Source organism: Mucilaginibacter sp. RCC_168 (assembly GCF_041355315.1).
GTDB lineage: Bacteria > Bacteroidota > Bacteroidia > Sphingobacteriales > Sphingobacteriaceae > Mucilaginibacter.
In genome coordinates, this window is record NZ_JBFUPN010000009.1 from 219,823 (window position 1) to 237,701 (window position 17,879).

17 protein-coding genes are annotated in these 17,879 nt (G+C 42.9%); 14 read left to right on the forward strand and 3 right to left on the reverse strand.

Going from position 1 to position 17,879, the window contains the following annotated elements:
* Nucleotides 1–24: 24 nt before the first annotated feature.
* Both cysM and AB6735_RS10745 read left to right on the forward strand, forming a co-directional pair.
* The gene (gene cysM / locus AB6735_RS10740; RefSeq protein WP_370995924.1) at nt 25–897 is read left to right on the forward strand and encodes a cysteine synthase CysM; all 873 of its coding nucleotides are present in this window, start codon (nt 25–27) and stop codon (nt 895–897) included.
* Nucleotides 898–934: 37 nt separating this feature from the next.
* Complete coding sequence (locus AB6735_RS10745) at nt 935–1,126, forward strand: DUF5808 domain-containing protein (RefSeq protein WP_370995925.1); 192 nt, start codon at nt 935–937, stop codon at nt 1,124–1,126.
* 412 nt (nt 1,127–1,538) lie between these two features.
* On the opposite strand, the gene AB6735_RS10750 is transcribed toward AB6735_RS10745, so the two are convergent.
* The 3 genes from AB6735_RS10750 to AB6735_RS10760 all read right to left on the reverse strand — a co-directional run bounded on the left by AB6735_RS10750 (nt 1,539) and on the right by AB6735_RS10760 (nt 4,470).
* A complete protein-coding gene (locus tag AB6735_RS10750; RefSeq protein WP_370995926.1) occupies nt 1,539–2,540 on the reverse strand; it encodes a glycoside hydrolase family 43 protein in 1,002 nt (333 codons plus the stop codon).
* Nucleotides 2,537–3,772, reverse strand: coding sequence for a DEAD/DEAH box helicase (locus AB6735_RS10755; protein ID WP_370995927.1), 1,236 nt, complete (start codon nt 3,770–3,772; stop codon nt 2,537–2,539). Before AB6735_RS10755 ends, AB6735_RS10750 begins: the two co-directional genes overlap by 4 nt.
* A 269-nt stretch (nt 3,773–4,041) precedes the next feature.
* Entirely contained in the window at nt 4,042–4,470 is a 429-nt protein-coding gene (locus AB6735_RS10760; RefSeq protein ID WP_370995928.1) for a CBS domain-containing protein, read from the reverse strand.
* A gap of 277 nt (nt 4,471–4,747) precedes the next feature.
* Here AB6735_RS10760 and AB6735_RS10765 point away from each other — a divergent pair, with 277 nt between their 5' ends.
* From AB6735_RS10765 to AB6735_RS10820, 12 genes are all read left to right on the forward strand, one after another.
* Complete coding sequence (locus AB6735_RS10765) at nt 4,748–5,803, forward strand: hypothetical protein (RefSeq protein WP_370995929.1); 1,056 nt, start codon at nt 4,748–4,750, stop codon at nt 5,801–5,803.
* A gap of 158 nt (nt 5,804–5,961) precedes the next feature.
* A complete protein-coding gene (locus AB6735_RS10770; RefSeq protein ID WP_370995930.1) occupies nt 5,962–6,633 on the forward strand; it encodes a DUF1080 domain-containing protein in 672 nt (223 codons plus the stop codon).
* Nucleotides 6,634–6,761: 128 nt separating this feature from the next.
* Nucleotides 6,762–8,495 carry a GMC family oxidoreductase gene (locus AB6735_RS10775; RefSeq protein WP_370995931.1) on the forward strand — a complete coding sequence of 578 codons (1,734 nt, stop codon included), beginning with the start codon at nt 6,762–6,764 and terminating at the stop codon, nt 8,493–8,495.
* A gap of 22 nt (nt 8,496–8,517) precedes the next feature.
* Nucleotides 8,518–9,147 (forward strand): gluconate 2-dehydrogenase subunit 3 family protein, encoded by a 630-nt coding sequence (locus tag AB6735_RS10780; RefSeq protein WP_370995932.1) that lies wholly within the window; start codon nt 8,518–8,520, stop codon nt 9,145–9,147.
* A 427-nt stretch (nt 9,148–9,574) separates the two neighbouring features.
* Nucleotides 9,575–10,027: a 3-oxoacyl-ACP synthase gene (locus AB6735_RS10785; RefSeq protein ID WP_370995933.1), complete on the forward strand. Its 453-nt coding sequence runs from the start codon at nt 9,575–9,577 to the stop codon at nt 10,025–10,027.
* A 216-nt stretch (nt 10,028–10,243) separates the two neighbouring features.
* A complete protein-coding gene (locus AB6735_RS10790) occupies nt 10,244–10,630 on the forward strand; it encodes an RNA recognition motif domain-containing protein (RefSeq protein WP_370995934.1) in 387 nt (128 codons plus the stop codon).
* A gap of 399 nt (nt 10,631–11,029) precedes the next feature.
* Nucleotides 11,030–11,875 carry a dienelactone hydrolase family protein gene (locus AB6735_RS10795; protein ID WP_370995935.1) on the forward strand — a complete coding sequence of 282 codons (846 nt, stop codon included), beginning with the start codon at nt 11,030–11,032 and terminating at the stop codon, nt 11,873–11,875.
* Between the two features lie 85 nt (nt 11,876–11,960).
* Entirely contained in the window at nt 11,961–12,935 is a 975-nt protein-coding gene (locus AB6735_RS10800; RefSeq protein ID WP_370995936.1) for a lysylphosphatidylglycerol synthase domain-containing protein, read from the forward strand.
* Nucleotides 12,919–14,049, forward strand: a complete 1,131-nt coding sequence (locus AB6735_RS10805; protein ID WP_370995937.1) for a glycosyltransferase — start codon at nt 12,919–12,921, stop codon at nt 14,047–14,049. The genes AB6735_RS10800 and AB6735_RS10805 overlap by 17 nt, the downstream gene beginning before the upstream one ends.
* 605 nt (nt 14,050–14,654) lie before the next feature.
* Nucleotides 14,655–15,854 carry an ABC transporter permease gene (locus tag AB6735_RS10810; RefSeq protein WP_370995938.1) on the forward strand — a complete coding sequence of 400 codons (1,200 nt, stop codon included), beginning with the start codon at nt 14,655–14,657 and terminating at the stop codon, nt 15,852–15,854.
* A 39-nt stretch (nt 15,855–15,893) separates the two neighbouring features.
* Entirely contained in the window at nt 15,894–17,132 is a 1,239-nt protein-coding gene (locus AB6735_RS10815) for a PP2C family protein-serine/threonine phosphatase (protein WP_370995939.1), read from the forward strand.
* 125 nt (nt 17,133–17,257) lie between these two features.
* Nucleotides 17,258–17,854 (forward strand): ribonuclease HII, encoded by a 597-nt coding sequence (locus tag AB6735_RS10820; RefSeq protein WP_370995940.1) that lies wholly within the window; start codon nt 17,258–17,260, stop codon nt 17,852–17,854.
* Nucleotides 17,855–17,879: the final 25 nt, after the last annotated feature.

A 17,879-nucleotide genomic window follows, 5' to 3' on the forward strand; every position in this document is an offset into this window, starting at 1 on the left:
CTTGATACTAAAAAGATAAAATTTATGGCTGGCATTATTGATATCATAGGAAATACGCCCCTGGTTGAAATACAAAAACTTAACCCCAATCCCAACGTAAAAATATACGCCAAGCTGGAAGGCAATAACCCCGGCGGCAGTGTAAAAGACAGGGCTTCGCTCAACATGATCCGCAGCGCTATTGAACGGGGTGATATCAAGCCCGGGACTAAACTCATTGAAGCAACCAGCGGCAACACCGGTATCGCCCTGGCTATGATAGCCCGGCTTTTTGGACTGGAAATTGAACTGGTGATGCCCTCCAATTCCACCCGGGAGCGTACCTTAACCATGGAGGCCTATGGCGCCAAAGTAACCTTGCTGGAAGGAATTGAGCTTTGCCGCGATTATGCCGAAGAAAAAGGCGCTACCGAAGGCTATTTCCTGCTGAACCAGTTTGCGAACCCCGATAATTACATGGCCCACGTAAAAACTACCGGTCCGGAAATATGGCGTGATACCGAAGGTAAAATAACCCATTTTGTAAGCGCAATGGGTACCACGGGCACCATTATGGGCTGCTCCCGGTATTTTAAAGATAAGAATAAAGACATACAGATAATAGGCTGCCAGCCTACCGAGGGTTCATCCATTCCGGGGATCCGCCGCTGGCCTGAAGCCTATCTGCCAAAAATATTTGATGCCAGCCGGGTCGACCGGGTAATGGATATCTCCGAAGCAGAAGCCACCCAGATGGCCCGTGAAATGGCCAAAACCGAAGGCATATTTGCCGGCATGAGTAGTGGTGGTGCACTGGCAGCAGCTATCAAACTGGCTGCTGAGCTCAAAGAAGGGGTTATAGTCTTCATTTGCTGCGACCGCGGCGACAGGTATTTGAGCAGTGATTTGTTTGGGTAATTAAAGTTTATATTTGAGTAAGTAAATTACTGGTGATATGGAACCTATCGAAGACGGCTCAAACTATAAATACGGGGTATTTTATTTCAATAAAAACGATCCGCGCACAATCGTTCCCAAACGCATCAGGTTTATGGGCTGGACGCTGAATTTTGCCCGCCCCGCCAGCTATGTAATTATGGCGGCTATAGTGGGCTTGGTCGTATGGGCTATTGTTTTTAAAAAGTGACACGTCACGCTTGTCTATCCTAATATTTGTCATCCTGAGGAACGAAGGATCTTCTTCGATAGGTGTATCGCGAAACAGATGCTTCACTTTGTTCAGTATGGCAAATTTTCTCCGCCCGCAAGTTTGATCGTCTCTTTAAATTTCGTACATTTATATATCAAACAGCCCGCTTGTCTTTCAAAAGACAAGCGGGCTGTTTGGTTAAGAGAAAAAAAAGATCAAAAATCGACCGTTGGTATGGAGCTGTTTGGCAGTAAATAAATTAATGCTTTTTAAACGTTTCAAAATCCATCAAAAATTTGTTAAAAAGTGTTAAAATGGAGGTAAAACGTAATAAAAATGATGAATAACTAAGCTATTTTACCCTGTTTTCGACTAAAAAAGTGTTAAAATTAAAGGTTTAAAAAGTTTTCTACTTGAGCTTCCTGGCAGTAACGCCTTCGTTCGTAATCTTCACGGGTTGAATGTTGCCATCCTTGTCAAAGTACATTTTATCGATACACATCACCCGGTGGTTGGCATCCGTTTCGGTAAGCGGTCTGCGATGGTAAACAATATACCATTCGTCTGTACCGGGTACGTTGATTACCGAATGATGGCCTGCGCCGGTGGCAATGCTGGCATCCTGCTTCAAAATAGTGCCAATGCGCTTAAATGGACCAAAAGGGGTGTCGCCAATGGCATAAGCCACCCGGTAATCCGGACCGGTCCAGCCGCCTTCGCTCCACATAAAGTAATATTTACCCTTGCGCTTAAACATTACAGGGCCTTCTACATAGCCTTCGGGGGTTATTTTCTTATAGATTACACCATCTTCAAAAGGCTCAACACCTGTAAAATCGTTCTTTAGTTTCACTATATTACATTGACCCCAGCCTCCGTATATCATATAGTACTGGCCGTTATCGTCACGGAAAACAAATTGGTCGATAGGTTGGGCTTTGTTAATGATCTGGTCGATAAGGGGTTTGCCCAGGTAGTCTTTGAAAGGGCCTTCGGGCTTGTCGCTTACAGCTACACCTATGCCGCCTTTTTCGTTATTGTTCTGGATATCGTTAGCGCCGAAGAAAATGTAGTATTTACCATCTTTTTCGGTAACTGCGGGAGCCCAAAGAGCACGCCTCACCCATTTAACTCCGCTGGTATCAATAATATGTGGATGTTTGGTCCAATGCACCAAATCGGGCGATGAAAAGGCATCCATAAATACCTGCTCATTGTATTTGGCAGAGTATGTAGGATATAGCCAGTACTGGTGGTTAAATATTTTGGCTTCGGGATCGGCATACCAGCCTTCAACCACGGGATTGCCTGATGTTTTTTTGTCTTGTGCGTTGGCATTAACAGCAGGTGTTAATAATGTTACGCCTAATAGTACGCTTAAAAGCAGCTTTGGGGCTGTGCTCCTGTTCATTTTTGGGTATTAGTATTGTTCTTTGGTTTTTTCTTATTAAAACGTCTGTTGGGTTTCTTTTTATTGTCCGATCGATCGGCACTATGGCTATGCGTAGGCTGTATAGCGGCCAGCTCATCGGGTAAACCTACCAGGCGGATAGGGCGTTCTATGAGTTGTTCGATGTTCTTAAGCTTACGTTCATCACGGTGATTTACAAAAGTAATGGCGGTTCCTGTAGTGGCTGCACGCGCGGTACGGCCAATACGGTGGATATAATCTTCCGGGTCGCCGGGAACATCATAGTTGATCACCAGGTCGATCCCCTCCACATCAATACCGCGCGACAAGGCATCGGTACCGATAATTACCGGCAACTGTTTGTTTTTGAACTGCAGTAGTATTTCTTCACGCTCACGCTGCTCCAGATCGGAGTGAAAAGCATTGGCGTTAATTTTTATGGCTTTGAGTTCTTTGTATAATGATTTAACGATCTCCTTACGCGATGCAAAAATGATGGTGCTGGCATAGGCAGAATCGCGCAGGATGAGTTGCAGCAAAGGTGTTTTCTGCTGATCATGCAAACGGTAGATCTGTTGATCGATACCTACAGCGGGTTGCGACAAGGCGATATTGATCTGCTCGGGTTCCTTCATGATGGCCTTAGCCAGTGCGCGGATACGGCCAGGCATAGTGGCTGAGAAAAGCAGCGTTTGCCTGTTTTTGGGCAGATAACTGATGATTTTTTTGATATCATCAGAAAAACCCATGTCCAGCATCCGGTCGGCTTCGTCCAGTATCAGATGGGTAAGGTGGTTCAGCTTTAAAACCCCTGATGTAAGGTGGGCAATCAGCCTGCCGGGTGTAGCTATAATAATGTTTACATTATTTTGAATGCCCCGGCGTTGCTGCTCGTAAACGGCGCCATCGCCACCACCAAATACAGCTATGGAGCTAATGCCCGTAAAATAAGCCAGTCCTTCTACCTGCTGGTCAATTTGCTGGGCAAGCTCACGGGTGGGCGCCAATACAAGCGCGCTGGTATGGTGTTTATTGCTATTGCTGATGAAATTTAATATAGGCAGCAAATAAGCGCCGGTTTTACCGGTACCGGTTTGTGCGCAGGCAATAAGATCATGACCCTTTAAAACTACGGGTATGGCCATTTCCTGTATAGGCGTTGGGTTGTTGAAGCCCATACTTTGTATGCCCTCGAATAATTGTTCGTTGAAATTGAAATCCTGAAACGTCACTATGTTCTACTTGGTGTGTTACGCAAGGTATAGATTTTTGGAACAAGGAGCAAGTTTTTGGATTAAGGAAGAGGGAACAAGGGTCTTGGGAGCAAAGAAATAAAGACTTTTTGGAAAAAAGAGCTTTTTGGAGCAAGGGCTTTTGGAGCAAGGAATATGGATTTTTTGAACAAAGATATATAGTTAAGGAGAGAGGATAAGGAAGGAATGGTAAAACAAATTGTCTTTACTCCAAGTCCTTACTCCTTGCTCGCAAAATCCATGCTCCCCTATGAGTGTATATAACTCTTTAGCTGTTCAATGGTTTCTAATTGAGATAGTATGGTTTCTGTAACCAGATCATTGATAGAAATAATACCGCAAAGCGTATCATCGATAAAAACAGGCAGATAGCGGATATTACTTTCGCTCATGATGTGCATGCAGGTTTCAATGGAGTTATCAGGCAGTATACGGGGTAAGCCGGTACTCATAATATCGCGCACAAGGGTTTCGTGGGATGACTTTCCCTTCAGGATCACTTTTCGGGCATAATCCCGTTCGGTAAGCAGGCCGGCGTATTCGCCATCCTCCAGTATAACCACAGAGCCGATGTTTTCATCAGCCATTAATTTTAATGCTTCCAAAACTGATTTACCGGCATCAATGGTAACTATGCGGCCGCCTTTGCGGGCAAGGATATTTGAAACTTTTATCATGGCACTAAGGTTAAAATGACGAATTGGCTATAACCAAATATAACAAACAGTATTGAAAAACAAGAGATACCCTGCTTATAAATATCAACAATTCAGTATTTTATCAGGGAATTGCCATCTAATGGGTATATAGATAGCTTTTACGTTTGTTTGACACTGCATATGCCTCATAAAAAAGAATAATATCTAATATTGCCGCCGTAATTTTTAACATATGTGCGACAGGAAATTATTGGTTTTAGGTCTTTAACTACCGGTCAAAATAATTCATACTACATTGATCAATCTTATACCCCCCAAAACGCGTTTTAAAAACAACGCCCGCTATATTCATCTAATCCCTGCCTTAAAAGTGATCTGTTGCCTGCTTTGCCTGGCTTTGCCTGCCAGTTTGATGGCTAAAGACACGGCGCTTAAGCAACCGGGGGTATCTGTGCCTGACACCACCGCCGATTCTGTTCTGTTAAAGCGGCGGTTGATCAATAATGCCTTTGATAATATCTTTATACAAAACCTGCGGACCTCCGAGGGAGGTAATGATTATTTTAACAAGATAAAAACCCAGTTAACTGCCGATCTGGCGCCAAACTTTATCTTATTCCAAACACCCAAATCGCGGTTTTTTGCCACGTTTACCGCAAGAGTTAAAATACGTTTGCTGGCCTCTCATGGAGCTCCGGTAAAATCGCCAAGCTTTATGCCCGGGGCTACCATATTTTACCGGTTGAATGAGGATACTTATAAACCAAAGTTTCTGTCCTTTGGCTACTCACATCACTCGAACGGGGTAAGGGGGCCGTCACTAAATCCGGATGGCAGCTTTAATCGCGACAGCGGAAAATTTACCACCAATTTTTATACGCTTACCTATTATACGGGTAAACGGATCGATAAAGAAAACCTGATCATTAACCGTTACGATAATATAGCCCTTGAAGTACACGCCGGTTTATTTGGCCTGGGCATGTCTGAAGGATTAAAGGATCATTACGGATTTATCAGGGTTAATGGCAGCCGGATGTATAATCTGGCTAAAGCTTATGACGACCCCTTGGAGAAAGGAAAAAAAGTGTACAAGAACTGGCAGCGTATCCGGTTTGATTTTACTTACATAGCTGATAAGTACGACAATTATTCGGCCGTTGATTTTAAGAAACGACTAAATGTAAGTTTGAAGTATTATTACCAGTTCCCGTTTATGCCAAGCACAGCCCTGATGGTTGGTGGTGGTTACCGCGGACAGGATGACTATAACCAGTTTTTTGAGGATAGTTATGGTTATGTAACCATTGGTTTGGCCTCAGACCTCTCATTCAATTTTGGTAAACATTAAGCTTAAAAAGAAGCCCGTTTTTATATAACCAGATTTTTACACAGCTATTCACAGCTGTTTGTAATTTATTTTTCATATAATCGTTTTAGCATTGAAAAAAAGCAGATATATTTAGCCCAACCTAATGGTATATCTTAATTAAATCTAAAACAATTATAATGAAAAAGACCCTTTTGAGCCTCATGGCTATCCCTGTGCTTCATTTTGCGGTATCGGCCCAAACCAAAGGCTTTAAACCACTATTTGATGGTAAAACAACCACCGGTTGGCATACCTACTTAAAAACCGGTTCTGGTGCATGGAAAGTTGTTGATGGTGCATTGCAGCTTGACCCTAAAGCCGAAGGCCAGGGTGATTTGGTTACCGATGGTGAATACGAAAATTACGAGCTGAAACTGGATTGGAAGATCTCTGAAACAGGCAACAGCGGAATTATTTTCGGTGTGCACGAAGATCCTAAATTCAACGAAACTTATCTTACCGGCATCGAAATGCAGGTATTGGATAATGCCAAAGCAAGTGACAACAAAAAGGCAAACCACCTTGCGGGCTCATTATATGATATGAAAGCTCCATCAGCAGACGTTGCCAAGCCAGCCGGCGAATGGAACTCTGTTGTATTGCGGAAAAAAAATGGTCATCTTACTTTTTGGTTAAATGGAACTAAAATAGTAGAAACAGAGATTGGCAGCGAAGAGTGGAAAGGATTACTGGCAAACAGTAAATTCAAAAACTGGACCGATTTCGCCAAATATCCAAAAGGCCATATTGCGCTTCAGGATCACGGCCATGACGTTGCATTTCGCAATATTTACATCAAACAGTTATAATATTTAAAAATGATTATGTTGTAACGCTTTGCGTTCAATATATTTATACCATAAAAACCAAATGAATGCAGATGTATGCCTGCGCGTGCATCTTTTCTTCTCTTAACAGAGGATACACCTGATATTATATGAGCGATCTACAAATCAAGAAATCAGCAGAAACTTACGATGTAGTTATTGTGGGTTCGGGAGCTGGTGGCGGTATGGCTGGTTATGTGTTAGCCAATGCCGGTGTAAAAGTGTTAATGTTGGAGGCCGGAGCCTATTTTGACCCAGCCAAAGACTCACAACAATTAAAATGGCCATGGGAATCACCTCGTCGAGGCGCGGGTACAACCCGTCCTTTTGGTGATTTTGATGCTGCTTATGGCGGTTGGGAACTGGAAGGTGAACCCTATACCACCAAAGACAAAACAGAATTTTTCTGGTTCCGCTCGCGGATGCTGGGCGGCCGTACCAATCACTGGGGCCGTATCTCGCTGCGTATGGGGCCGCATGATTTTAAAGCCAAGGATGGCCTTACTGATGATTGGCCGATAACCTATGATGAAGTTAAGCCATATTATGACAAGGTTGACCGCATGATAGGTGTTTACGGTACCAAAGAAGGTTTGGAAAACGAGCCTGATGGTATCTTCCTTCCGCCACCAAAACCCAGGTTAAATGAATTGTATATTAAACAAGGAGCTATAAAAGCGGGCGTCACTACAATTGCTGGTCGTGGTTCGGTTTTAACTGAGGCCCTGCCGGGTAATAAAGATCGTGGTGCATGCTTCTTCTGCGGGCAGTGCGGCCGGAGCTGTAAGGTTTACGGCGATTTTTCGGCATCGTCATGTTTAGTTATCCCTGCTGTTAAAACAGGCAATCTAAAGGTGATTACCAATGCCATGGTGCGTGAGGTATTGACCAATAAAGAAGGCCTGGCTACGGGTGTGTCATACATCAGTAAAGAAGATATGCAGGAATACCAGGTAAATGCCAAAGCGGTAGTACTTGGTGCCAGCGCCGGTGAATCGGCACGTATCCTGCTGAATTCCAAATCAGCGGCGCATCCGGGCGGTTTGGCCAATAGCAGTGGTGTAGTTGGTCGTTACCTGCATGATTCAACCGGATCAAGTGCGGGTGGTTTCCTGCCGCAACTGATGGATCGTAAACGCTACAACGAAGATGGTGTGGGCAGTGTGCACATTTACTCGCCATGGTGGCTGGATAATAAAAAACTGGATTTTCCTCGCGGCTATCACATTGAATATGGTGGTGGCTTACACATGCCATCATACGGTTTTGGCGGCGGCATCCATAATATGAATGGCGCAGTGCCCGATCGTAATGGTAAAAAGAAAGAAGCCGGTGGTTATGGCGCTTCATTAAAAGATGACTACCGTCGTTTTTATGGTACACAATTTGGTATGGCCGGTCGCGGTACAGCCATTGCCCGCTATGATAACTATTGCGAAATTGACCCCAATGTGGTAGATAAGTACGGTATCCCGGTACTGCGTTTTCATTATAAATGGGCCGATGACGAGATCAAGCAGGCAAAACACATGCAGGAAACCTTCCAGGAGATCATGCATAACATGGGCGCCATTTATGGGCCTCCTCAGGGTGCCGATACCAATTACGGTTTAGAGGCCCCGGGTAAGATCATCCACGAAGTAGGAACCATACGTATGGGCGACGATCCTAAAAAATCGGCTCTAAATAAATGGTGCCAGGCGCATGATTGCAAAAACCTGTTTGTGGTTGATGCGGCTCCGTTTGTTCAGCAAGGTGATAAAAATGCCACCTGGACTATCCTGGCCCTGTCTATGCGTACCGCCGAGTATATTTTACAGGAAAGAAAAAAATTAAACGTTTAACAAGCCCCAATAAAAATTAGTTATGAACAGACGTGACTCCCTAAAAGCTATAGGCTTTGGTACACTCTCAGCAGGATTATTACTGGAAGCCTGTAAAACCGATACTAAAAAAACAGGTGAAGAGGCAGCATCCGCACCAGCAGCACCCGAAGCCGGTCGCCAGCCATTTGAGGTTGAACGCGATAAAAAGCTGAATGCCGATAAATTCTTTACACCGGCAGAAATGGCTACCATAACCGTATTGGTAGATATCATTATCCCCAAAGACGAGAAATCGGGCAGCGCGACAGATGCCAAGGTGCCTGAATTTATTGAGTTTATTGTAAAAGATATGCCTTACCACCAAACACCTTTGCGTGGTGGTTTGCGTTGGCTCGATCTGCAATGCCTCAACCGCTTTGGCAAAACATTTACCGATAGCAGCCATGCACAGCAAATAGAGGTGATTGATGATATTGCCTATCCCGCAAAAGCAAAGCCTGAAATGGCCCAGGGCGTAGCATTTTTTAACCGCATGCGCGATTTAACCGCATCAGGCTTTTTTACCAGTGAAATGGGTGTTAAGGATATTGGCTATGCAGGTAATGCCCCAGGTAAATGGACAGGCGTACCAACCGATATACTGAAACATTACGGTATGGAGAATGTATAATATAGCGTTTGCCAGCAAATAGTATCAAAACACCGGGTGATTTGTCGCCCGGCGTTTTTTTGTATAAAATTAAAATCAGGAGTAAATTTTTTCATCCGTAGGAAAATTTACAAATCACTGGTAATTAGGTGATTAATATATATATGGTGGTTTAATTATCATTATTTTGTCAATTAGTGGCAGGTTAATATACCATTTTGGCAATTTGATACGTTTATCTACTTTGTAGGTTCACACCTGCAAATAGTGATAAGGTTTAGGTTTAAAGCCCCCAAGCAGCGAGTGCAAGGGGGCTTTTATTTTATACCGGATTTTGTCTCTCTCCTCCTGATAATAAATTGCTTTATTTGCTTTTTGGGAAATAAATATAATGTCACCGTATGATAGCTTTTCATTATTCCCTTACTGTTGAAATTTAATCATATACATGAGCGATCTGAAAAAGAAATTACATGAGGCCTGCGTAAATTATGTACGCAAAAGCATGGATGCTGCCGAGCTTGGGATCAAAGAAGCACAAAAAGCATCAAACGAAGATACCAAAAGCAGTGCCGGGGATAAATATGAAACCGGCAGGGCCATGATGCAGCAGGAAACCAACCGTAATTTAACCCAGCTGAATGAGGCCAATAAACTCATGGTGGCCCTTAACCGTATCAATACTAATGGCATAAGCATTAAAGCCGAAACAGGCAGTGTGATCACAACCAATAATGGTAATTTTTACCTGGCTATAAGCGCCGGAAGCTTCTCTGTTGACGCTAAAAGCTACTTTGCAGTGTCCCCTGCCTCACCTATTGGTACTCTGCTCATGGGTAAAACAACGGGCGATAGTTTCAGTCTCAATGGCAAACTTTATATCATTGAGTCTGTAAATTAGACGATTTGGCCCAAATTGCATGAGTATTTTTAAGGAAAACCTTTAACGCAAATGGGTGTTGTTTTGTTTTAGTTAAATGATATTTTAATTATTAAAAAAAAATAAAAACGTTCATTCACAAATTCTTGCAGTAATCATCAAATATCTATTACTATATTTGATGTTAACAAAACGAGGCAAGTAAAAAAGAACCTTGCTATTATAAATTAAAAATTGATGAACATATTTGCAGGAAGTCTTCCTTTTCAATTAGAGGAAGCCGATTTAAAAGAGCTTTTTGAAGCGTACGGTGAAGTAAGCACTGTAAAAATAATTATTGACAGGGAATCCGGAAGAAGCAAGGGTTTTGGATTTGTTGAAATGCCTGATGATGAGGCTGCCCAATTAGCTATTACCGGCTTAAATGGCTCTGAAGTTAGAGGTCGTTCAATAGCAGTAAGCCAGGCCGAAGAGAAAAAAGCAACCGACCGCAGAGGCGGTGGTGGCGGCGGTTACGGTGGAAACCGTGGCGGCGGTGGCGGCTACGGCGGTGGAAACCGTGGTGGTGGCGGCGGCTACTCAAAAGATAGTAACAGAGGCGGCGGCGGTGGCGGTCGTTGGTAAATTATAAGTTAAAACAAAACACCGGGGCTACATTACCCGGTGTTTTGTTTTAAAAAAAGTACTGTCCCTGGCTTATTTTGGATCATTTTTGTCGCTGGTTAACATACCGGCAGTATATTCCTATACATAATTGGTAGTTTAGGTTTTGCTCCAGTTACTTATATTCCCGAAAAGGATCTGTTTGCTTGCTACTCCGGCAAAACAGCTTTTTTTAAACATCCCTTCCCTCCTTATTTTTTGGCTGTATACTGAATGGTTTTGTGAGGTGCAAAATAAATACCGGGCACGAACTAATTAAACCGGTTAACGTTGTAAATTTATTTGCACAAACACACAACCAAAATAGCTTAGTCACGTATTGTTATTGTATCACTTATACTATAACACTAAAAACCGTCTATGAAAAAAATAACCTTTTTAGCCCTGTTTATTTGCTTGGGCGTTGTTGCCTTTGCGCAACGCAGGGTAGTTTGCTGTAGCAAACCTTCGGCAACAAGGCAGTTTGCCATGCTGGCATCCAGCGAGAAATTCAGAGCTGCCCACAAAAACCCGTTGCCCATTCATTTTCAAAGTACCATTGGTACAGCTATCACCTATAAAACCGCTGATGGTAAAGAATCAACCGCGTATTTGCTGAAAGCCAAAAAGGCAACCAATAACTATGTCCTGGTAATACACGAATGGTGGGGATTGAATGATTTTGTAAAGAAAGAATCTGAAAAGATCTACAACGACCTGGGCAATGTTAACGTGATCGATCTTGACCTTTACGATGGTAAAGTGGCTACCACAAAAGAAGAAGCGGGTAAATTTATGCAGGCTGTAAACGAAGACCGCGCGAAGGCTATCATCAATGGAGCCATCGCTTATACGGGTCCTAAGGCACATATTGCTACCGTTGGCTGGTGTTTTGGTGGTGGCTGGAGCCTGCAAACCAGTTTGCTGGCTGGTAAAAACGCTGCCGGTTGCGTAATGTACTACGGAATGCCGGAGCAGGATGTTAACCGGTTAAAAACATTAAATGCTGATGTATTAGGTAATTTTGCCAACAAAGATCAATGGATAAACCCTAAGGTGGTTGCTAAATTTGATGCCGACATGAAAAAGGCCGGTAAAAAGCTATACCTGCATCAATATGATGCCGATCATGGTTTTGCAAATCCCAGCAATCCTATTTACGACAGTAATGCAACCAAAGATGCCTATGCCAATACCATAGCTTTTTTAAAAACGCGGTTAAAATAAACAAAACATATACTATAATGTGATGTTATACCGGGCAAGCGAAAAGCTTGCCCGGTTTTTTTGTAACATTGCATAAAATTTACCTTTGACTACTTCTACAAAAAAAATAATTTCCATTTCGCTTAAAGCGGCTGTGTTGGTCATGGCCGGCTGGTATATATATCACCAGTTTTATAAAAAGAATAACGATCTCAAACAGTTTCAGACTTTAACCGCTCAAATAAACAGTACCCATGTGTTAGTAGTTATGGGCATAGTGGTTTTACTCATGGTAGTTAACTGGGTGCTGGAGGCGTTTAAATGGCAATACCTGGCCAAAAGATTGGTCAATATCTCTATATGGGAATCAATAGAGGCTGTCTTTTGCGGACTTACCTGGGCTATTTCCACACCGAACAGGGTTGGTGAATATGGTGGCCGGGTTATGTTTTTGCCCAACCGTAAACGGATACATGGTGTTTTTGCCATGGCAGTTGGTGCTTTTGGGCAAATTATTATGACCAATCTTTTAGGTTTGATAGCCATAGTGTGGCTTTTTTATAATTACATCCCGGTAAGTACCTGGTTATTTGTGGCCATCATCCTGATATCAGCGTTAACCCTGGCCGTATTGCTCATCTGCTTTTTTCACATCAAAGGCATCATTAATTTACTTAACCGGATAGCTTTCCTCAGAAAATACAACAAGTTTTTTGAGATCATGGGTCGGTATAAAACCAATGAATTGATTCGGATTCTGGGCTTTAGTATGGCCCGTTATGTTACGTTTACCATCCAGTACTGTATTGTATTTCACCTGCTTATTCCGCAATTTGCGTTTTTTCCAATGGTGATGATGCTGTTTGTTTATTTCTTTGTGACCTCGGCCGTTCCTTCGCTTGATCTGCTCGATGTGGGTGTCCGCAGCTTTACCGCCTCGCACTTGTTTGCTTATGTAACCGATCAAAAAATAGCTATTATTGCAGGCGTATCGTCTATATGGCTTATCAATTTAATTATTCCGGCCATTTTAGGGTCTTTATTCGTTTTTAAACTCAAATTCTTTGATCGCACTGCATAGTTTCGTTTCGCTGTTTTTAACAGGTATTTACCTGCTATTATTAATTTATTTGATACGTGGATGGAGCAGGGTAAAGGTTAGTCCGGTAAAAAACACCTCCTTCCAAACCAAAGTTACTATATTGATAGCGGCCCGGAATGAGGAAGAGCGGATCAGTTTAACTATTGATGATGTTTTAGCACAGGATTATCCTAAACACCTGTTTGAGGTGATCATTGTTGACGATCATTCTACTGATAATACCGCGGCCATCATCAGCAGTTATGCCGACCGTGGAGTTAAATTGTTGCAATTGCAGGAAGAACGCGTGCTCAATTCTTATAAGAAAAAAGCCATTGCCGAAGCCATCAAGTTATCTACTGGCGAGCTCATGGTTGCCACCGATGCGGATTGCCGCATGGGGCCCGCATGGCTATCCTCTATTGTGGGTTATTACGAAACCAATAACCTGGTCATGGTATCATCGCCGGTAACTTATTTTGAGGAACGTTCGTTATTTGAACTGATGCAAACCCTGGAGTTTGGTTATCTGATAGGTATTGGCGCCGCATTTATTGGCAATGGCCGTGCATCAACCTGTAACGGGGCAAATTTTGCCTATCGTAAAGATGTATTTTATGAAGTTGGCGGTTTTGCCGGTATTGATGATCTGGCATCGGGTGATGATGAACTGCTACTGCAAAAAGTTGCCGAACGCTATCCCGGCAGGATCGGATTTTTAAAACGAACCGAAGCTGTGGTGTATACCCACGCCAAACATACCCTGCAGGAATTTATGCAGCAAAGACGACGATGGGCGTCCAAATCAACCAAATACAAGGATAAAAAAGTGGTGGTCTTTGGCTTGTGCATTTGGCTGTTTAATGTTTCTTTGCTGGTTAACGCCGCATTGGGTTTTTATGACCTGTACTTTTTAAAGCTTTTCCTGGTTCAGTTTTTACTGAAATACCTGTTCGAGATTCTTTATCTGCTACCTATAACTACATTTTTTAAGCGTACCTATCTGGTAAGTTTGCTTATTTTACTGATCCCATTGCACATTGTATATTTTGTGGTAATTGGGCTAATGGGCAACAATCGCAAATACTTGTGGAAAGATAGAGTAGTGAAATAATAAGGCAACGTAAAAAGCCTCGCCTAACCGGTACAGCCCTCATGTAATAATCCTCTCCAAAGGAGCTATTGTGTGGACATATCTCGAAAATAACCAACAGGATAATATGCTCCGTTAGGAACTACCTGTTTGTATCACTTAAAATTTATACCTCTTTGCCTCTACGAGCAATGTCATTATTTAAAGAATTTTGCAAACCCCATAGGGGTTAAAGCTTTGTAGAAAAAAGGCAATTCCAATTCAGTGCCGTAGGTACTGCACTCAGGTTGCATACCTACGGCATGCTAAATGATTGTTGTTTGTTTTCTACAAAGCTTTTACTCCTACGGAGTATCCTTAAATAATGACATTGCTCTACGAGGCTACCCCAGAATGACAAATGCGATTATCTGCTAATTAGAGGTTGCACCTACGGAGCAAGCTTGTTTTTTGATTTGATCTGCTACAAACAGGTAGCTCCTAACGGAGCATAGCAACTTGTGTACACACGGTAACCAAAGGAGAGAGAACATAGCACGGCCAAATAACAAGCCATTGTAAAGATTGATTTACCCGTTTGTTAATTGCCCTTTTTAAACGATATTTAGCCGAAAGCAAAATTACTATTGGCAGAACTTACCCCATCAAAACGTACCTGGCAGGCGTTTAAACGCAATAAGATTGCCCTTGCCGGGCTTGTTTTTATTATATTGACCTTATTAGTGGCCATACTGGGTTATTTGATCATGCCCGATCAAAGTCCGCATGCCAATAATATGACCATACAGCTCAGTATCAAGAAACCAGGGTCTTCTTTCATGATGTTGCAGGTACGTAAAAGTGAGCCGGTTGATACTGTTGGTTTCTTTAGCCGGATGCTTTTTGGCCAGCCATCGTTTTACCGGGATGTTCCCATAACCGGGTATCATTTCGTTCAGGACTCTATCGTTGTAAATGAGTATATAGGCGATGAGGACAAACCCGAAAGAAAAGCGTATAATATTTTTGAAGTGGTGAACGGTATTAAACCCCGGTATCATTATGGTTCGGTATTATTAAATCCTGGCATTTCGATCAACAGGAGCAAAGAGATATATAAACGTTTTACAGATAAAATAGTGGCCAACCAGATAGTTTCCCGCACCTTTTGGCTGGGTACTGATATTTACGGGCGGGATATGCTGAGCCGGATGTTGCTGGGTACCCGTATATCGCTGGCCGTAGGTTTAATGTCGGTACTGATCAGTATGCTGCTCGGGGTAACGATTGGGGCTATTGCAGGTTATTTTGGTGGCTGGATAGATGCCTGCCTGAGCTGGCTGATGAATATTTTATGGTCATTACCCGCCCTGTTGCTGGTTATTGCCATATCTTTTGCTTTAGGTAAGGGACTGTGGCAGATATTTATAGCAGTAGGCTTATCCATGTGGGTTGAAGTGGCCCGCCTGGTTCGCGGCCAGGTGATGAGCCTTAAACAGGTAGAGTATATTGAAGCAGCCCGGGCATTAGGTTTTGATAATACCCGTATCATTACCCGGCATATCTTGCCTAATATAACCGGACCTATCCTGGTGCTGGCGTCATCTAATTTTGCCTCAGCTATCCTGCTCGAAGCTGGACTTAGTTTTTTAGGTTTTGGCGCGCAGCCACCCATGCCCACCTGGGGCGGAATGATAAAAGAACATTATGGCTATATTGTCATGAACTCGGCGTACCTTGCCATCATTCCGGGTTTGGCCATTATGTTATTGGTGTATGCTTTTAACCTCGTTACCGTTGGCTTGCGCGATGCCTTCGATATAAAATCACAAAGTACACGCATTTGAAAATATTTTTTTACTTTAGTCAGTGACTACTAACAACAGATGCAATACATAGAAGATAATTCTGGTGAAGATGAATTAATCAGCTTGTTGCTCAAAAGACAGTCGGAGTTAAACTCCCTGTTAGAGATTACCCGGGCCATTAATAAAAACACCGCTACTCCTATACTCATACAAATGCTCGAGGTAATCTTGCAGAGTTATCTGCAGGTTGGTAAGCTTCGCTTTTTTATTGAGAAGGAAAGTAAATTTGTCTGTATTTCCAAATATGGCGGTGAGATCGAGTCCGCCATTCTGTTGAGCAGGGCCTGTAATAAATTAAGCAAGATCAAATCGCCCGTTGCTATAACTGGTCATCACGATCCCCTGCTCCAAAAATATAATTACTTTATCCCTATACATCACAAAAGCAAAGTTTTAGCCTACGCGCTCATTGGTGATTTTAATACCTCTGGCGAAATGCTTAACAACGACCTGAACTTTATTCAAACGCTCATGAATGTGATCATTGTGGCGCTGGAGAATAAGAAGTTGTTTCGTGAACGTTTACAATCAGAGCGTTTTCAGCGCGAAATGGAGCTGGCCGTTGAGGTACAGAATATGCTGATTCCGCTGCGGATGCATAAGGATGACAGTGTAGAAATTGGCGCTAAATATCTGCCGCATCAGAATATAGGGGGCGATTATTTTGACTTTATCAGGCTGAACGAAAACGAATTTTTATGGTGTATTGCCGATGTGTCTGGCAAGGGTATTTCAGCCGCTTTGCTCATGGCCAACTTTCAGGCCAGTTTGCATGCCTGGGCTGCGGTAGAGGAAGATCTGACCAATATTATTGATCGCCTGAATAAAATAGTACTGAGCAACACCAAGGGCGAACGGTTTATAACCCTGTTCCTGGCCCGGTACAATGAAAAGAAACGCAAGCTCAACTATATTAATGCTGGCCACAACCCCAGCATCCTATACTCAGACGGAGAAGCCGTACATTTAAAATTAGGCACAACCATGATTGGCGTTTTTGAAGAGCTGCCGTTTTTAAATGAGGGTGAAATAGATATGGAGCCGGGTAGCCTGATATTTAACTATACCGATGGACTGATGGATTTTGAAACCATCAACACCAAGATCTGGAACGAAGATAAGTTGCTTGATTTTGTAAAAGCTAATGGTCACCTTTCGCCCGATCATTTTAATGATACCCTCCTGGAGCATTTGAACCATGTAGTTAAAAGCAAATCCATTGATGATATTACCCTGCTTACTTTGAGGATATTTTAAATCCAGTATCAAGTAGTTAGTATCAAGTATCACGACAGCCGCATTGCTTTAAAACATCTACAGGGAAATCTTGATACTTGATACTAACTACTTGATACTTTCCCACATTTCTTATATTTGCCCATATGTTATCAGCCAGGTACCAGTATGATTTGATTGAGGCGGGATGTGATGAAGCCGGACGTGGCTGCCTGGCGGGGCCTGTATTTGCCGCCGCGGTAATACTTCCACCAGATTTTGACCATCATTTGCTGAACGACTCCAAACAACTATCCGAAGAGGTAAGATATCAGTTACGTGCCGAGATAGAGCAATGTGCTATTGCTTACGCCGTGGCATCGGTTGATAATCTGGAGATCGACCAGATCAATATTTTAAATGCCTCCTTCCTGGCGATGCACCGGGCTATCGAAAAATTGCATTTAATCCCTCAGTTTTTAATTATCGACGGCAACCGGTTTAAAAAATACCCCAACATTCCGCATGAATGTATTATACAGGGCGATGGTAAATTTTTCAGCATAGCCGCGGCTTCCATACTGGCCAAAACCTACCGCGACGACTATATGCTGCAGATAGCCACTGAGCATCCTGAGTATGATTGGCATAGCAATAAAGGCTATCCTACTATCAAGCATCGCGAAACCGTAATGAAGATAGGGTATACCCCATATCACCGCCGTACATTCCGTGTTACCGACCCGCAATTAAGTATTTTTTAACGATGCCTTTGATTAAGGCGTTTTG

What these genes read in the sequence shown, in the direction of transcription:
- cysM (WP_370995924.1), top strand. Translation starts at nt 25, where the DNA reads ATGGCTGGCATTATTGATATCATAGGAAATACGCCCCTGGTTGAAATA.
- AB6735_RS10775 (WP_370995931.1), top strand. Translation starts at nt 6,762, where the DNA reads ATGAGCGATCTACAAATCAAGAAATCAGCAGAAACTTACGATGTAGTT.
- AB6735_RS10795 (WP_370995935.1), top strand. Translation starts at nt 11,030, where the DNA reads ATGAAAAAAATAACCTTTTTAGCCCTGTTTATTTGCTTGGGCGTTGTT.
- AB6735_RS10760 (WP_370995928.1), bottom strand. Translation starts at nt 4,470, where the DNA reads ATGATAAAAGTTTCAAATATCCTTGCCCGCAAAGGCGGCCGCATAGTT.
- AB6735_RS10750 (WP_370995926.1), bottom strand. Translation starts at nt 2,540, where the DNA reads ATGAACAGGAGCACAGCCCCAAAGCTGCTTTTAAGCGTACTATTAGGC.
- AB6735_RS10790 (WP_370995934.1), top strand. Translation starts at nt 10,244, where the DNA reads ATGAACATATTTGCAGGAAGTCTTCCTTTTCAATTAGAGGAAGCCGAT.
- AB6735_RS10785 (WP_370995933.1), top strand. Translation starts at nt 9,575, where the DNA reads ATGAGCGATCTGAAAAAGAAATTACATGAGGCCTGCGTAAATTATGTA.
- AB6735_RS10820 (WP_370995940.1), top strand. Translation starts at nt 17,258, where the DNA reads ATGTTATCAGCCAGGTACCAGTATGATTTGATTGAGGCGGGATGTGAT.
- AB6735_RS10815 (WP_370995939.1), top strand. Translation starts at nt 15,894, where the DNA reads ATGCAATACATAGAAGATAATTCTGGTGAAGATGAATTAATCAGCTTG.
- AB6735_RS10770 (WP_370995930.1), top strand. Translation starts at nt 5,962, where the DNA reads ATGAAAAAGACCCTTTTGAGCCTCATGGCTATCCCTGTGCTTCATTTT.
- AB6735_RS10745 (WP_370995925.1), top strand. Translation starts at nt 935, where the DNA reads ATGGAACCTATCGAAGACGGCTCAAACTATAAATACGGGGTATTTTAT.
- AB6735_RS10780 (WP_370995932.1), top strand. Translation starts at nt 8,518, where the DNA reads ATGAACAGACGTGACTCCCTAAAAGCTATAGGCTTTGGTACACTCTCA.